The 13,979-nt window shown below is 68.8% G+C and carries 14 protein-coding genes; 6 read left to right on the top strand and 8 right to left on the bottom strand.

The window, feature by feature from the left end; genetic code table 11:
- Nucleotides 1-84: 84 nt before the first annotated feature.
- The gene (locus ACFVMC_RS14330; RefSeq protein WP_379210262.1) at nt 85-1,299 is read right to left on the bottom strand and encodes a PucR family transcriptional regulator; all 1,215 of its coding nucleotides are present in this window, start codon (nt 1,297-1,299) and stop codon (nt 85-87) included.
- Nucleotides 1,300-1,603: 304 nt separating this feature from the next.
- Between ACFVMC_RS14330 and ACFVMC_RS14325 the strand changes: the two genes are divergently transcribed.
- From ACFVMC_RS14325 to ACFVMC_RS14310, 4 genes are all read left to right on the top strand, one after another.
- Entirely contained in the window at nt 1,604-2,080 is a 477-nt protein-coding gene (locus tag ACFVMC_RS14325; protein ID WP_379210260.1) for an HAD-IIIC family phosphatase, read from the top strand.
- A 158-nt stretch (nt 2,081-2,238) separates the two neighbouring features.
- Nucleotides 2,239-3,405, top strand: coding sequence for an MFS transporter (locus ACFVMC_RS14320; RefSeq protein WP_379210583.1), 1,167 nt, complete (start codon nt 2,239-2,241; stop codon nt 3,403-3,405).
- Between the two features lie 60 nt (nt 3,406-3,465).
- Entirely contained in the window at nt 3,466-3,816 is a 351-nt protein-coding gene (locus ACFVMC_RS14315; protein WP_379210258.1) for a DoxX family protein, read from the top strand.
- Nucleotides 3,817-3,947: 131 nt separating this feature from the next.
- The gene (locus ACFVMC_RS14310) at nt 3,948-5,537 is read left to right on the top strand and encodes a GMC family oxidoreductase (RefSeq protein ID WP_379210256.1); all 1,590 of its coding nucleotides are present in this window, start codon (nt 3,948-3,950) and stop codon (nt 5,535-5,537) included.
- A gap of 331 nt (nt 5,538-5,868) precedes the next feature.
- Here the strand turns inward: ACFVMC_RS14310 and ACFVMC_RS14305 are convergent, their stop codons facing one another.
- Nucleotides 5,869-6,216 (bottom strand): DoxX family protein, encoded by a 348-nt coding sequence (locus ACFVMC_RS14305; protein ID WP_379210254.1) that lies wholly within the window; start codon nt 6,214-6,216, stop codon nt 5,869-5,871.
- 99 nt (nt 6,217-6,315) lie between these two features.
- Here ACFVMC_RS14305 and ACFVMC_RS14300 point away from each other — a divergent pair, with 99 nt between their 5' ends.
- Both ACFVMC_RS14300 and ACFVMC_RS14295 read left to right on the top strand, forming a co-directional pair.
- Nucleotides 6,316-7,209 carry a sigma-70 family RNA polymerase sigma factor gene (locus tag ACFVMC_RS14300; RefSeq protein ID WP_379210252.1) on the top strand — a complete coding sequence of 298 codons (894 nt, stop codon included), beginning with the start codon at nt 6,316-6,318 and terminating at the stop codon, nt 7,207-7,209.
- Between the two features lie 202 nt (nt 7,210-7,411).
- Nucleotides 7,412-8,161 carry an SDR family oxidoreductase gene (locus ACFVMC_RS14295; RefSeq protein ID WP_379210251.1) on the top strand — a complete coding sequence of 250 codons (750 nt, stop codon included), beginning with the start codon at nt 7,412-7,414 and terminating at the stop codon, nt 8,159-8,161.
- Between the two features lie 4 nt (nt 8,162-8,165).
- On the opposite strand, the gene ACFVMC_RS14290 is transcribed toward ACFVMC_RS14295, so the two are convergent.
- The 6 genes from ACFVMC_RS14290 to ACFVMC_RS14265 form a co-directional block, all read right to left on the bottom strand.
- Nucleotides 8,166-8,726 carry a TetR family transcriptional regulator gene (locus ACFVMC_RS14290; protein WP_379210581.1) on the bottom strand — a complete coding sequence of 187 codons (561 nt, stop codon included), beginning with the start codon at nt 8,724-8,726 and terminating at the stop codon, nt 8,166-8,168.
- Between the two features lie 53 nt (nt 8,727-8,779).
- Entirely contained in the window at nt 8,780-10,249 is a 1,470-nt protein-coding gene (locus ACFVMC_RS14285; protein ID WP_379210249.1) for an FAD-dependent oxidoreductase, read from the bottom strand.
- Nucleotides 10,250-10,258: 9 nt separating this feature from the next.
- A complete protein-coding gene (locus ACFVMC_RS14280) occupies nt 10,259-10,651 on the bottom strand; it encodes a carboxymuconolactone decarboxylase family protein (RefSeq protein ID WP_379210247.1) in 393 nt (130 codons plus the stop codon).
- Nucleotides 10,648-11,556, bottom strand: a complete 909-nt coding sequence (locus ACFVMC_RS14275) for an NAD(P)-dependent oxidoreductase (protein WP_379210245.1) — start codon at nt 11,554-11,556, stop codon at nt 10,648-10,650. Before ACFVMC_RS14275 ends, ACFVMC_RS14280 begins: the two co-directional genes overlap by 4 nt.
- On the bottom strand, nt 11,553-12,302 hold the full coding sequence (locus ACFVMC_RS14270) for an SDR family oxidoreductase (protein WP_379210244.1): 750 nt from the start codon (nt 12,300-12,302) through the stop codon (nt 11,553-11,555). The genes ACFVMC_RS14275 and ACFVMC_RS14270 overlap by 4 nt, the downstream gene beginning before the upstream one ends.
- Nucleotides 12,303-12,369: 67 nt before the next feature.
- Nucleotides 12,370-13,842 carry an aldehyde dehydrogenase gene (locus ACFVMC_RS14265; protein ID WP_379210243.1) on the bottom strand — a complete coding sequence of 491 codons (1,473 nt, stop codon included), beginning with the start codon at nt 13,840-13,842 and terminating at the stop codon, nt 12,370-12,372.
- Between the last annotated feature and the right edge of the window lie 137 nt (nt 13,843-13,979).

Here is a 13,979-nt window from a genome sequence, read left to right as displayed (position 1 = left end):
GGACCTGGATTCGCAGTCAAGAACATTCGCGCGCCGGCGCGCTCGTTATCCGGGCAAGATTGTGGCCGTTACCAATTCGGCCGCTCAGCGATAGGAACGGGCCACCAGGGCCGAACGCAGATACCACAGGCCCGAGGGCTGGGCCGGGTCGAAACCGGTGAGCTGGGCGATGCGCTTGAGGCGATAGTCGACGGTGTTGGTGTGCACGTGCAGCACCCGGGCGGTGCGCTGGCGGTTCAGATTGTTGGCGATATGGCGTTGCAGGGTCTCCAGCAGTTCGGGGTGCTCGTCGAGCGGATCGAGCAGCGAGCCCAGGTATTCGCGGCCCGGGCCGGGGCGGGTCAGCTGGTACTCCAGCGCGAGTTCGTCGAAGCGGTACAGGCCCGGCACGGCGTCCAGGCGCTGCACCATGTCCAGCAGTTCATGGGCCTGGTCGGCGGCATCGGGAATCAGGTCGGTGGTGCTGCGCACCAGGGTCGCGGTGACGCCGACCTGGGCCGCATCGGCCAGATGCGTTACCAGCGCGTCCAATTCGGCGGTCTCGAACATCGCGGCCGGGATCAGGATCGTGCCGCCGTCCACGCTGAGCAGCGACAGCGCGGCATTGTGGCAGCGGGTCGCCAGTTCGGCCTGTACCCGTCGCAGTTTGCGCCGGGCCACCACCTGGCGGTCGACCCGCGGGTTGGCCTCCTCGCGGTGCGGCGGAATCGCCACGGCCACCACGTCGTAGGACGTCGCGATCGTGATGCCGCATTCGCGGGCCATGGTGGAGGTGCTGTGCCCGCCGAGCAATGCCGAGGTGAGCGTGTGCACGGCGGTGTGGTGTTCGCTGACCACCGAACGCAACTCGCGCACATAGGCCACCGAGATCGCCGAGGTGATCTGATCCAGCATCTCGACCACCATCTTGGCGCCGTCGACCAGATTGTCGTAATCCGCGAGTTCGGCCTTGGACACCACCAGTTCCAGGCCGATCTTGAAGCCCTCGTGGATGGAGTGATGGATGGTGTCGATCGGCACCCCCTCGCGCGCCCAGCCCGCCGCCGCGTCCTGCAAGCGAGCGAGTTTGGCCGGAATGTCGATCCCGTCGAGCATGCTGACCGCGAATTCCAGACAGGTCCGGGTGATCGCGGTGACGTCACCGCTGATGGCATCGCCGGGCAGTGTGCCGCACGGCGCGACGTTCTCCACGAAATGGCCGACCATCTGGCGGGATAGCCCGCGCACATCCTGTAGCGAGGACGACATCGGTTTGCCCGACAGGGTAAGGCTCGGGCGAGCCGAACTGTCGACGGTCATCGGCGACTTCCTTCCACCCCCGAATTTGCTGTGTTGCGCATTCACACTAACCGTAGTGGGTGGGTCCTGGAACGAATCCGGGCGCAATGTGCGAACGGATAGCCGTTCACCTGGCAATTTGTGATCGCACACAGAAGGGCTGGAATTCGGTCGAAGCGGGCGGTAGTAACGAATCGACCATTCCCGGACAGGTACCGGTAGTATCGCCCCGGCGGGGCCGGTACCCCGAGAACCGGGGGCTTGCCCGAGATGTGCTGGGCACGCAAGGTGGGAAGTGGTGCTACGAACGGATAGGGGCAGGCGTATGCGACCGGCTCTGAGATGTCTTGTCTGGGAACTGGACAACACGCTGTGGGACGGCGTCATCTGTGACGCCACCGGCGTCACGCCGAAACCGGAGGCGCTGCGCACCCTGCGCACGCTCAGCGACCGCGGCGTCTGGCACGCCGTCGCCAGCCGCAGCGACCGCGCCCTCACCCTCGACGCGCTGTACCGGCACGGCCTCTACGACATGTTCTCCGCCGTCGAAATCGGCTGGGGCCGTAAGTCGTCCGCGATCATCCGGGTCGCGCGAACCCTCGGTCTCCCCGTCGAAAGCATCGCCTTCGTCGACGCCGAACCCGTCGAACGCGCCGAAGTCCTGCAAGCCCTGCCCCGCGTCCGCTGCTACGCGGCCCGCAACGTGGACATCCTCCCGGTTCTTCCCGACTTCCGCCCCGTAGTGCACTCCCGCCCCACCCCGACCCCGCCCATCGGCTTCGATCGAGTACCGGCACTGTAGTTCCGGCGCAGCGGGTTCCGTGCGGTTGTGGCCCCGTCCCGAGGCCGGATCGCGGCTCGGGCACTCGTTCGCCGGGGATGGTCGGCGTGGCTACGCCATGGATCGCCGATCGGCGCTACCCGCCGGTGTTTCGCCGGTAGGCTGCCGAGGTGGCCGGGTTGCCTCGGAAACCGTTGTCGCCGTGGCGGTTCGTCTTCGTATTCGGTGTGGTCAGTCTGCTTGCCGATGTCGTGTACGAGGGTGCGCGTTCGATCGTGGGGCCGTATCTGGGTGCGCTCGGGGCCGGTGCGGTGCTGGTCGGGGTGATCACCGGGGCCGGGGAAGCCGTCGCGCTGGTGGGGCGATTACTGGCCGGCCCGCTGGCCGATCGCACGCGGGCGTACTGGCCGATCACCATCGGCGGGTACACACTCACCGTCGCCGCCGTGCCCCTGCTCGGGTTCACGCACACGCTCGCCCCCGCGGCGGGGCTGGTGATCGCCGAGCGGGCAGGGAAGGCGGTGCGCAGTCCGGCCAAGGATGTGCTGATCTCGCATGCGGCGTCGGCGGTCGGTCGGGGCCGGGGGTTCGCGGTGCACGAGGCACTCGATCAGGTCGGGGCGCTGGTGGGTCCGCTGGCCGTCGCCGGGTTGCTGGTGCTGACCGCGGGGGACTATCGGCCGGTGTTCTGGGTGCTGGCGGTGCCCGGGGTCGCGGTTCTGATCCTGTTGGCCCGCTTGCGGATTCGCATGCCGGATCCGAGCGTGTACGAGAAGCCGTCGAGCGAACCCGACGCACCCCGGTTGCCGCGCGCCTTCTGGAGTTATCTGCTGTTCGCCGTCACCACTACGCTCGGTGGCACCGGATTCGCGTTGCTCGGCTTCCACCTCGCCGACCGGCAGGTGCTCGCGCCGGCTTCGATCCCGGTTGTCTACGCCGCCGCGATGGTGAGCGACGCCGTGGCCGCGCTGGTCACGGGGTGGCTCTACGACCGGATCGGGGCCCGGGTACTGGTCGCGGTGCCGCTGCTCTCCGCCCTGGTGCCGCCGCTCGCCTTCCAGCACACCGCGGGCGCCGCGGTGGCCGGCGCGGTGGTGTGGGGTGCGGTGCTCGGCGTGCAGGAATCCACGTTGCGCGCGACCGTCGCCGATCTTGTGCCGGTCGCCCGGCGCGGCACCGCGTACGGCGTTTTCGCCGCGGGCGTCGGCATGGCCACGTTCGCCGGGTCCGCCCTGCTCGCGCTGCTCTACTCTCGATCCTTGACCGCGGTCGTGAGCGTGACCGCGGGCATCCAGCTGCTGGCCCTGCTGCTCCTGGTCGGACACCAGCTGCGGAAACGGATGTGAGCGTGGCGATTCCGCTCTACAGTGAAGCGGTCAACGGGGGTGACACTCTGAGGAGACGCCATGTTCGTCGCAACTGTCATCGTTTCTGTCGTGCTGGCCGTCGGTCTCGTACCCTCCGCCTACTTCAAGATCGCTCGTAAACCCGAGTTCGTGGAGGCCTACAAGAAGCTCGGTGTCCCCGACACCTGGTTCAATCTGCTGGCCGCCGCCCTGCTGGCCGGTTCCCTCGGCGTCCTCGCCGGCCTCTGGTGGGCCCCGATCGGAATAGCCGCCGCCATCGGCCTGATCCTCTACTTCCTCGGCGCCCTCTACTTCCACCTCCGCGCCGAGGACTACAAGAACATGGCCGCACCGGCCATCATCCTGGCAATCGCCACCCTCGACCTGATCCTGCGTCTCCTCACCGCCTGACCAGCCCCGACAGCCCGCGCCCACACCGAGTCAACGCCTCGAAGTCGGCCCCCGCACCGGCGCGATTTGTCGAATCCGGAGTAGGGGCTTGTGTCGGCTCGTATGTTGGAGGCGCGGATTGGAGTCAGGCGATGACGACGAGTGGGCTTTCGGCGGATTACGTGATCGTGGGGGCCGGGTCGGCGGGGGCGGTGCTCGCGAACCGGCTCAGTGCCGATCTGGGTGTGCACGTGGTGGTGCTGGAAGCGGGGCCGCCGGACAAGAACAAGTTCGCGCACATCCCGGCCGCGTTCTCGAAACTGTTTCGTTCCGAGGTGGATTGGGACTACCTGACCGAACCGCAACCCGAACTGGACAATCGGCAGATCTACTGGCCGCGCGGCAAGATGTTCGGTGGTTCGTCGTCGATGAACGCCATGATGTGGGTACGCGGATTCCGCGCCGACTACGACGAGTGGGGGCTGCTGGCCGGCGATGATTGGGGTTTCGCGGCCGCGATCGAACAATTCCGGCGCATCGAGAGCGTGCAGGACGCCCAGTATCCCGACGAGGGCGCGACCGGTCCGCTGCACATCAGCAAACAGCGCAGCCCGCGCGCATCGACGGCGGCGTTCCTGACCGCGGTCCAGGAAGCCGGCTATCAGGTGGAGGCCCCGAACCGGCCGCAACCCGACGGATTCTCCGAGACCATGGTGACCCAACGCCGCGGCCGCCGCTGGAGCACCGCGGACGCTTACCTGAAACCGGCGATGCGGCGGCGCAATCTCACGGTGCTGTCCGAGGCGTTGGCTACCCGGGTGCTGTTCGACGGGAATCGAGCGGTGGGCATCGAATACCGGCGCGGCGGAACGACTTCCACGGTCACCGCACGCCGTGAAGTGGTGCTGTGCGGTGGCGCGATCAACAGCCCCCAGCTGCTGATGCTCTCGGGCATCGGCGACATGACCGAGCTCGGGCGGCACGGGATCGCGACCATCCAGCACGCCTCCGAAGTCGGTGCGAACCTCCAGGATCACCTGGTGGCCGGGATCGGCTACGGGGTGGCGGGCGATTCCCTGTTCGCCGCAGAGCAGCCCGCGCAGCTGCTCGACTACCTGATCCGCCGCCGCGGCATGCTGACCTCCAATGTCGGTGAGGCGTACGGGTTCACTCGATCCCGCCCGGATCTGGAGCTGCCCGACCTGGAACTGATCTACGCGCCCGCGCCCTTCTTCTACGAGGGTCTGCGAGAACCGGCCGAGCACGGTGTGATCCTGGCGACCGTCCTACTGCGCCCGCAGAGCCGTGGCCGGATCGGATTGGCCGCGGCCGACCCCACCGTCAAACCGGTGATCGACCCCGGTTACCTGTCCGAGGGCGCGGACCGGGCCGCGCTCATGGCCGGCCTGCGGGTCTGCGCCGACCTCGCCGCGACGCCCGCGCTGAAATCGGTTCTCGGCCCGCTCATCTATCCACCCGAGGCGCCACCCGAACTGGAGCAGACCCTCGAACTCGCCGTCAACGGTTACGCGCACACGCTCTACCACCCGGTCGGCACCTGCCGCATGGGCGCCGACCCGGCCAGCGTCGTCGACCCGCACCTGAAAGTCCGTGGCGTGGACGGCCTTCGAGTCGCCGACGCCTCGGTGATGCCGGTCCTGATCCGCGGCCACACGCACGCGCCGAGTGTCTTCATCGGCGAACAAGCCGCGAAGTTCGTCCTCGCCGAGTCGGCACCGTAGCCCGCGTCGCCGGCCTGCTGCTTCGGTCGGCGCAGACCACGGCACGAGTTTGCAGGACCAGCGGGACTCTGCCGGTCGATGCCCGCGACCGTACATCGGCAATCTGTGCCCCACACGCCCATCGGCCACTGAGCTCGTGCGTTCACCTGTGCGCAGTGCCCAGCAGGCGTGTGTTGTCGATTCGCGAGTTCGAGATGGCCGCGGTTGGTCTCGTACAAGTTTCGGGTCGTCGCGGCGGTTGTCGTTTCCTCGCACCTGCACTCGCGACTGTGCCCGGGTGATCGGCGGTGCGCAGGCGCGAGTTGCGGTGTGAGGTGGTGATGTACCGGTGTCAGATGGCGGTGTACAGGAGGGCGGAGGCTGCGGCGGTGAGGAGGTAGGGGAGGGGGTAGGCGACCTGGTTGAAGAGGCGGGAGCGGGTGAGGACGGCTACGGCGAGGATGTAGTAGAGGGTGAGGCAGAGGGCGGCGATCAGGGACAAGGGTTGCAGGGCCATGCCGACCAGGAGGCCGAGAGCGCCGATCGCCTTGATCGCGGCGAGGGGGTACAGGCTCCAGTCCGGGATTCCGGCGGGGCGCATATTGGCGCGGACCCAGTCGGCACGCACCACATCGACGAGGGCCGCGGCGAGGGTGAGCACCGCGGCGAGGACGGTGACGATGACATAGGCGGTGTGCATGGGGTGAGCCTCCAGTGGGAATCGGCGTCTGACAGGGTGGAGGCGGCCGCGGAAACGGCCGCTACGCATATGACGGATCCCGACGGCGAAAGGTGACCGGTGCACGCGCAGGACTTGCTGGCGCGGCGATTCGAGGACCGCCGCCCCCACCTCCGGGCCGTCGCCTTTCGAATGCTCGGTTCCGCCGCCGAAGCCGACGACGCGGTGCAAGACGCCTGGTTCCGCTATGCCGCCGCCACCGACGGCGCCATCACCGACACGATCGAGAACCTGGACGGCTGGCTGACCACGGTCGTCTCCCGGATCTGCCTGGACCGGCTGCGGGCTCGGGCCGCACGACGCGAAGACCCGCTCGACTCGGCATTCGGCGCGGCCGCCGCCGACGGCGACCCGGAACACGAAGCGGTGCTGATCGATTCCGTCGGCCGCGCCCTGCTCGTGGTCCTGGATACGCTGGGCCCCGACGAACGGGTCGCGTTCGTCCTGCACGACATGTTCGCGATCCCCTTCGATCAGATCGCCCCGATCGTCGGCCGCACCACCGCCACCACCAAAAAGCTCGCCAGCCGCGCCCGCGTGCGCGCCCGCGGCGAGTCCGCCTCCGACCCCGAAATCGGCAATCACCGCGCTGTCGTCGAAGCGTTCCTCGCCGCCGCCCGCGAGGGTGACCTGTCGGCCTTGCTCGCGGTCCTTGCCCCCGACGTCGTCCGCACCGCCGACCCCGTCGCCCTCCCCGCCGGCATGGCCGCCGTCGTTCGCGGCGCACAAGCTGTCGCGAAGGAAACGGTTGTCCTGCAACGCCGTTCGCAGTTCGCAGTCACCGCCCTGGTCGACGGCGCGGTCGGCGTCCTCGTCGCGCCGCACGCGAAACTCGCTCTGGCCCTGCGCGTCACAGTCCTCGGCAACCAGATCTCCGCCTATGAGGTCATCGCCGACCCCCGCCGCCTGCACACTCTCGACCTCGCTGTCATCCCCGACACCGCGACCATCTGAGCCGCGGAGCGCTCAGGGGTTCGCGGTCACAGCTTCGTTCGCCGAAACGAGCTGGTTGGGTGTGGTAGGTGGGGGTTATGGTCGGCGTATGTGTACCTACGCCTTCGCGCACTACAAGATGCACTGCGTCGCGCCCGCGGCGGGACCGAACAGGTCCTGAACCGCACCGGATGACGCGGGGCCGCAGGAACGGAGGTCGGGGATGGGCTCGGGATGTGTGATCGTCACCGGTGGTAGCCGGGGGATCGGTGCGGCCGTGGCGTCGGCGCTCGGACGGGCCGGGCAGCGGGTTGTGCTGACCTATCGGCAGGACCGGGCGGCCGCGGACAAGGTCTGTGCCGAGATCGTGGCGGCGGGCGGCACCGCCTGGGCCGTGCGAGCCGATATGGCCGAATCCGAGGATATCGACCGGTTGTTCGCGACGGTCGACGCGGAGGCCGGGACGATCACCGGTTTGGTGAACAACGCGGCGATCCTCGAAAAGCAGTGCCGTGCCGAAGCACTCGATGCCGAGCGCTTACGGCGAGTGCTCGCGGTGAACGTGATCGGCCCGATGTTGTGCGCCCGAAACGCGGTGCGGCGTATGTCGACCGCGCACGGCGGCGCCGGTGGTTCGATCGTGAACGTGTCCTCGGCGGCCGCACGGCTGGGTGCACCGGGGGAGTACGTGGACTACGCGGCGAGCAAGGGCGCGCTGGACACCTTCACGCGCGGTCTCGCGCTGGAGGTGGCGAACGAGGGAATCCGGGTGAACTCGGTACGCCCGGGCTTCATCTACACCGACATGCACGCCGACGGCGGCGAACCCGGCCGGGTCGACCGGATCGCGCCGACCCTGCCGATGGGGCGGGGTGGGCAGCCCGAGGAGGTCGCCGAGGCCGTTGTCTGGCTGCTGTCCGCGCGGGCCTCCTATGTGACCGGCACGTTCATCGATGTCGCGGGCGGCCGCTGAACGGCTATTTCAGGATGCGCAGCGCGGATTTCTCGATGAGATCGGCGATTTCGGAGTACGACGCGTACCCCATGCCCGCGCGCACCAGCGCCCCGGCGTAGATCAGTTCCAGCGATTCGACCATGTCGAGGTCCGGGTCGGGTCCGAGTGCCCGGATGAGCCGCTTGCGGATCTCGGTGCCGATGCGAGTGCGCAGATGTTCGACGTCGGGGTCGCGGCCGAGCAGCGCGCTGGTGACCGCGCCGGAGAGCTCCTGCTCGTCGGCGACCAGCATGGCGATGGTGCGCAGTTCGGCGACCACCCGCACCGTCGGGTCCGGATCCTGGCTGGCGGGCGACGGATTCGACACCAGCCGCCGCCAGAAGATCTCCGCGACCAGATGTTCCTTGGAGGAGAAGTAGGTGTAGGCCGTCGCCGTGCCGACCCCGGCGGCGGCCGCGACCAGGCGGATGGTCATGCCCGCGAATCCTTCGCGGGCAAGCACTTCCACCGCCGACCGCGTCAGTTTGTCGACGGTGTCGGCCTGCTTGCCGGTGAGACGGCGGCGCGTCGCCTCCATGATGATGGGGGTACCGTCGATGGACTGCGCTTCGGACATGTGTCTGAATCCTACCCGGGTCAATTCTTGGCGGCGGAACCGCCGGCTCGGCGTCCGTAGAAGCTGCCGTCACCGAGGGAGGCGCCACTGACATAACCGCCGGTGCAGATCCCGGTGGTGCAGCGCCCGGCGGCGAACAGCCCGGCGATGGGCTCGCCGGAGACGTGCAGCACGCGAGAGTCGAGATCGGTGCGCAGCCCGCCGAGGGTGAACCCGCCGGTGAAGTTGCGCATATCCCAGGCCGCGAGCGAACCGGTCAGCGGCCGAACCCATTCCGGCTTCTTGCCGAGCAGCGGATCGGCGCCCTCGGCGGCGTGCCGGTTGTAGGTGTTGACGGTCGATTGCAGGGCGCCCTCGGGCAGGCCCATCTCGGTTTCGAGTTCGGCGACGGTCTCCGCGGCCCACTTGGGTGGCTGCCGGAAGAACGGCGTCGCGGTGACCGTGGCGAGCGCGGCCTCGTACCCGGTTTCGTCGAGAATCAGGTAGGCATGGTTGTCCTGCTGGATCAGGGTGAGCTGGCCGATGCGCCCGCCGTAGGTGTCCTCGGGGACGTAGCGCTGCCCGCGCCCGTTGACGAGGATGCCGCGCGCCATCATCTGCGGATCACCGAAGAAGGCGACCTCGGTGGCGTCCATATTGGCCAGGTCCGCGCCGAGGGCCTGGGCCAACCGGATTCCGATGCCGTCGTGCTCCTCGATGGAGGCGGCGGGCCGCCCGATCAGCCGCGGTGCGTACTGCTCGACCATCTGCTGGTGGTAGGCGAAACTGCCGGTTGCCAGGATGACGCCGCGCTCGGCTCGCACGGCGACCTGCTTGCCGAACCGGGTGGCCAGCACGCCGACCACGCGATCGTCGTCGTCGACGATCAACCGCCGGATCCGGGTGTCGTATTCGGCGCGCACGCCGAGCGATTCGGCGGTCTCGGCCAGCGGCTTCATCAGCATGTAGCCGCCGCTGCGCTGGCCGACGCGCTTGTCGGTCATCTGCGGCACGTGTCCGCGCGGCGCGGGGGTGGCGATGGTGTTGAAGGGGGCGGCGTTCTCTCCGCCGGAGAAGTTCAGGCCCTCGTCGTGCGGCGGTTCCCAGCCGGGCTCGCCCCAGAACGCCTCGCGGAACGGCACTCCGGCTTCGACCAGCCAGTTGTAGTGCTCGACGCTGCCCTTGCAGTAGTCGGCGATCCGGGCCCGGTCCACCCCCGGTCCGATCGCGGCGAGCAGGAATTTCTCCATGTTCTCCGGCGAGTCCTCGAAGCCGAGTGCCTGCTGGAGTGCGGTGCCGCCGCCGAGATAGATGTGCCCGCCTGCCATCGCGGCCGCGCCACCCCAGCCGCCGGTGCGCTCCAGGACCAGTACTCCGGCCCCGGCGCGCGCCGCCTCGATGGCGGCGCAGACTCCGGCGATGCCGTAGCCCGCGATCACCACGTCGGCGCCGAGCTGCCACTCGGTGACCTCGGCGGCGCGCAGCGGGCGGATGGTGGTGGTGTCGACCATGTTCGATCCTTACTTCTCGGACTGCTCTTCGCGGGCGGCCTTCTTCTGCTGGGCCACGATCGTTCCCACCAGAATGTCGAGTTTCGTGCCGCTGGGCCACCCGACGTAGTGACAGAGGAACAGGGCGATCTCGTGCAGCTCGGCCTCGGTGAGTTCCTGATTGCGCAGCGCGGCGCCGATCTGGATGCCCGCGGTGTCCATCAGGTTCTGGGCGGTGAGCGCGCCGAGCAGCAGCAGGCGGCGGTCCCGGATGCTCAAGCCCGCACGGGACCAGACCTCGGCGAACAGATGGTCCGCGGTCATGGCGAAGTGATCGCCGGGGTAGTCCTGGAATTCGGTGCCGTAGACCTCGGCCATCTTGGCCAGGCCGCGTTGCCGGACGCCGTTGGTGTTGTCGCTCATGCGTTTTCGCCTGTTCGGGAGGATCCCGGGGTCTGCCGGGACGACGGGGTGGGCTGCGAACGCTCGACGCCGAGGGCGGGGCCGAGGCGGTCCAGGGCGAGTTCGGTCAGGGGCAGGTCGACGCCGAGTCGTCCGCCGAGCTCGAGGGCGAGGGACAGATCCTTTTCGCCGAGGTCGCGGACGTGGCGCAGGATCGGCAGCCAGAAGTCGCCGTCCGCGATCGCGGCCGTGCTGTCGCGCAACATGATCGCACCGGGTCCGCCGGTGACGGAATCGGAGTGCCGGACCACCTTGCCGAGCGCGGTGATATCCAGCCCGGCGGCCTCGGCGAGCCGTTGCGCCTCACCGGTGGCGGTGAACGCGACGAAATGCAAGAGGTTGCGCGCCAGCTTCATTCGCGTACCGGCACCGACCGGACCGGCGTGCACGATGAGATCGGCGAAGGCGCCGAAGGGTTCTCGCACCCGCTCGAACGCGGCGTCGGTGCCGCCGACCATGACCGCGAGCCGCCCGCCGGCGGCTCCCGGCGCTCCGCCGCTGATCGGCGCGTCCACGAATTCGACTCCGCGGACGGCGCATTCGGCGGCGAGCTGCTCGGCGGTGCGGTCGCCGATGGTGGAGTGCACGGCGACCACGGTGCCCGGTTTCGCGGTCTGGAGAATGCCGTCGGGCCCGGTGACCACGGTCCGCACCTGATCGTCGTCGACCACCACGATCGAGACGACCTGACACTGTTCGGCGACCTGCGCGCCCGAGAACGCGCTCGCCGCACCGGAATCCATATAGGGCCGGATGGCCTCGGCGCGCACGTCGCTGACGGTGAGCCCGCCCGGCCAGGCCAGCAGCCGTTCGGCCATGGGCGCGCCCATGGACCCCAGGCCGATGAAGCCGATCCGATCGCTCATGCCCGGAACACCTGCCCGCCGTCGATATTGAAGATCTGACCCGTCACCCAGCTCGCTTCGTCGGAGAGCAGGTACAGGCAGGCGCCGACCAGATCCTCGGGGGTGCCCAGCCGTTTGAGCGGCAGCCGGCTCACCATGTCGGATACGATCTGCTCGGGCGTGACGGACTTGGTGGCCTCGGTGTCGATCGGTCCCGGTGCGATGGCGTTGATCCGGATATTGTTGCCGCCCAGCTCGAAAGCCAGCTGCTGGGTCAGGCCGTTCACGCCGACCTTGGCGAGTCCGTAGAAGCTGGAGTAGGTCCACGCGGCCGTGGAGGACTGGTTGACGATCGAGCCGCCCCGCTTGCGCATATGCGGCCACACCGCGCGCGTCACGTTCAGCGCGCCGTCCATGTTCACCGACATGAACCGCTTGTAGTAGTCCCACGGCACGGTGAGCAGCAGGTTGAGTTTCATCTCGCCGTAGATGGCGGCATTGTTGACCAGGTGATCGATACCGCCGAACTCGGCGACGGTGAATTCGGCGAGTTCCCTGGCGGATTCGGGGTCGGCGACATCGCAGCGCGCGAACACCGCGGTACCGCCGTCGGCGGTGATCTTCTCCGCCGTCGCCTGCCCGCGCTCGGTATTGACGTCGGCGACAACGACTTTCGCGCCCTCAGCGGCCAGGGCGGCGGCGTAGGCGGCGCCGATGCCCTGCGCGGCGCCGGTGACGATGGCGGATCTTCCGGTGAACCGGCTCATGGGGTTTCCTCACTGTGTCTGTCGGCGGGCCGGGCTGGGCCCCGCGTGATCGCTTCCGGCTCCGAGCTCACCCGGCGGCGGTCGAGATCAGCTTGGTTTCCAGGTATTCCTCGAACCCGGCGACGCCCATCTCCCGGCCGATGCCGGACTGCTTGTATCCGCCGAACGGCGCGTCCGCCGAGTACCAGACCCCGCCGTTGACGCTCAGCGTGCCGGTGCGCACCCGGTCGGTGACGCGGCGGATCCGCTCGGGATCGGTGCCCCACACCGAACCGGACAGACCGTAGGGGGAGTCGTTGGCCAGCCGGACGGCGTCGTCGTCGCCGTCGTGGGCGAGTACGACCAGCACCGGGCCGAAGATCTCCTCGCGCGCGACCGTCGCCGTGTTGGTGAGGTCCGCGATCACGGTCGGTTCGATGAAGAACCCGTGCTCGCGATCCGCCGGGCGAGCGCCGCCGGTCACGATCCGCCCGCCCTCGCCGCGCGCGATCTCCAGATACCGTTCGACCCGGGTGCGCTGGCGTGCGGAGATGAGCGGGCCGCATACCGTGCCGGGCGCGCTCGGATCACCCGGCGTGATGCCGCCCATGGTGCCGGCCGCGATCTCCACGGCTTGCTCGTAGACGGCGCGGGGTACCAGCAGCCGGGTGGTCAGCGCACATCCCTGCCCGGCGTGCACGCACACCGAGAACGCCGTGACACCCACGGCCGCGGCGAGATTCGCGTCGTCGAGGACGATGGCGGCCGATTTGCCGCCGAGTTCGAGAAACGCCTTCTTCAGGTTGGACGCCGCGCCGCGCATGACCGCGCGCCCGGTCTGGGTGGACCCGGTGAAGCTGATCATGTCGACCCGGGGATCCTCGGTGAGCATGGCGCCGAGCGCATGGTTGGCCGAGGTCACGATGTTCACCACCCCGGCCGGAATGTCGGTGTGCTCGGCGATGATCGCGCCGAGGGCCGCCGCGCACCAGGGCGTATCGGGAGCGGGCTTGAGCACCAGGGTATTTCCGGCCGCGAGCGCCGGGCCCAGCTTGGCGAAATTGATCTGGTGCGGGAAGTTCCACGGCGTGATCGCGCCGACGACTCCGACGGGTTCGCGGCGCAGCGCACGGTGGCTGGCGACCCCCATCGGCGCGGCCGTCCCGAGATCGGTTTCCCAGCTGTAGGTTTCGGCGAGACCGGCGGCGAATTCCAGATCCGCGATCGGGCCCTCCAGCTGCGGGCCCCGGGTGAACATGAGCGGCGCGCCCGCCTCGGCGATCGTGATCGACCGCAGTTCTTCGAGATTCGCCTCGAGCGCGGTACGCAGCTGGCGCAGGCAGTGCGCGCGGAAAGCGTGATCGCGTGACCAGTCGGTCTCGTCGAACGCCGTGCGCGCGGCGGTGACGGCGGCGTCGAGGTCGGCCGCATCGCCGTCGGCGGCCTGGCCGAGTACTTCCTCGGTGGCGGGGTTCACCGTGGCGAATACGCCGTTGCCGCCGTCGATCAGCTTGCCGCCGACCAGCATCGGCGCTCCACCTGGGGGCAGGAGGCTCGTCATCGCACTTCTCCGATCCTGTCTGGACACGTGTACGGAATATAGTCCGATCACGATCGGCGAATCAAGATCCGCTGGTTTCCTGTGGGCCAAGGGAATTCCGTCGAACCGTTGTCGCGATCTCGTGCCGCTGGTACCGT

Source organism: Nocardia sp. NPDC127579, from assembly GCF_042672005.1.
Classification (GTDB): domain Bacteria; phylum Actinomycetota; class Actinomycetes; order Mycobacteriales; family Mycobacteriaceae; genus Nocardia.
This window is presented reverse-complemented; position numbering and strand designations above follow the sequence as displayed.

What these genes read in the sequence shown, in the direction of transcription:
- ACFVMC_RS14330 (WP_379210262.1), bottom strand. Translation starts at nt 1,299, where the DNA reads ATGACCGTCGACAGTTCGGCTCGCCCGAGCCTTACCCTGTCGGGCAAA.
- ACFVMC_RS14325 (WP_379210260.1), top strand. Translation starts at nt 1,604, where the DNA reads ATGCGACCGGCTCTGAGATGTCTTGTCTGGGAACTGGACAACACGCTG.
- ACFVMC_RS14315 (WP_379210258.1), top strand. Translation starts at nt 3,466, where the DNA reads ATGTTCGTCGCAACTGTCATCGTTTCTGTCGTGCTGGCCGTCGGTCTC.
- ACFVMC_RS14310 (WP_379210256.1), top strand. Translation starts at nt 3,948, where the DNA reads ATGACGACGAGTGGGCTTTCGGCGGATTACGTGATCGTGGGGGCCGGG.
- ACFVMC_RS14305 (WP_379210254.1), bottom strand. Translation starts at nt 6,216, where the DNA reads ATGCACACCGCCTATGTCATCGTCACCGTCCTCGCCGCGGTGCTCACC.
- ACFVMC_RS14295 (WP_379210251.1), top strand. Translation starts at nt 7,412, where the DNA reads ATGGGCTCGGGATGTGTGATCGTCACCGGTGGTAGCCGGGGGATCGGT.
- ACFVMC_RS14285 (WP_379210249.1), bottom strand. Translation starts at nt 10,249, where the DNA reads ATGGTCGACACCACCACCATCCGCCCGCTGCGCGCCGCCGAGGTCACC.
- ACFVMC_RS14280 (WP_379210247.1), bottom strand. Translation starts at nt 10,651, where the DNA reads ATGAGCGACAACACCAACGGCGTCCGGCAACGCGGCCTGGCCAAGATG.
- ACFVMC_RS14275 (WP_379210245.1), bottom strand. Translation starts at nt 11,556, where the DNA reads ATGAGCGATCGGATCGGCTTCATCGGCCTGGGGTCCATGGGCGCGCCC.
- ACFVMC_RS14270 (WP_379210244.1), bottom strand. Translation starts at nt 12,302, where the DNA reads ATGAGCCGGTTCACCGGAAGATCCGCCATCGTCACCGGCGCCGCGCAG.
- ACFVMC_RS14265 (WP_379210243.1), bottom strand. Translation starts at nt 13,842, where the DNA reads ATGACGAGCCTCCTGCCCCCAGGTGGAGCGCCGATGCTGGTCGGCGGC.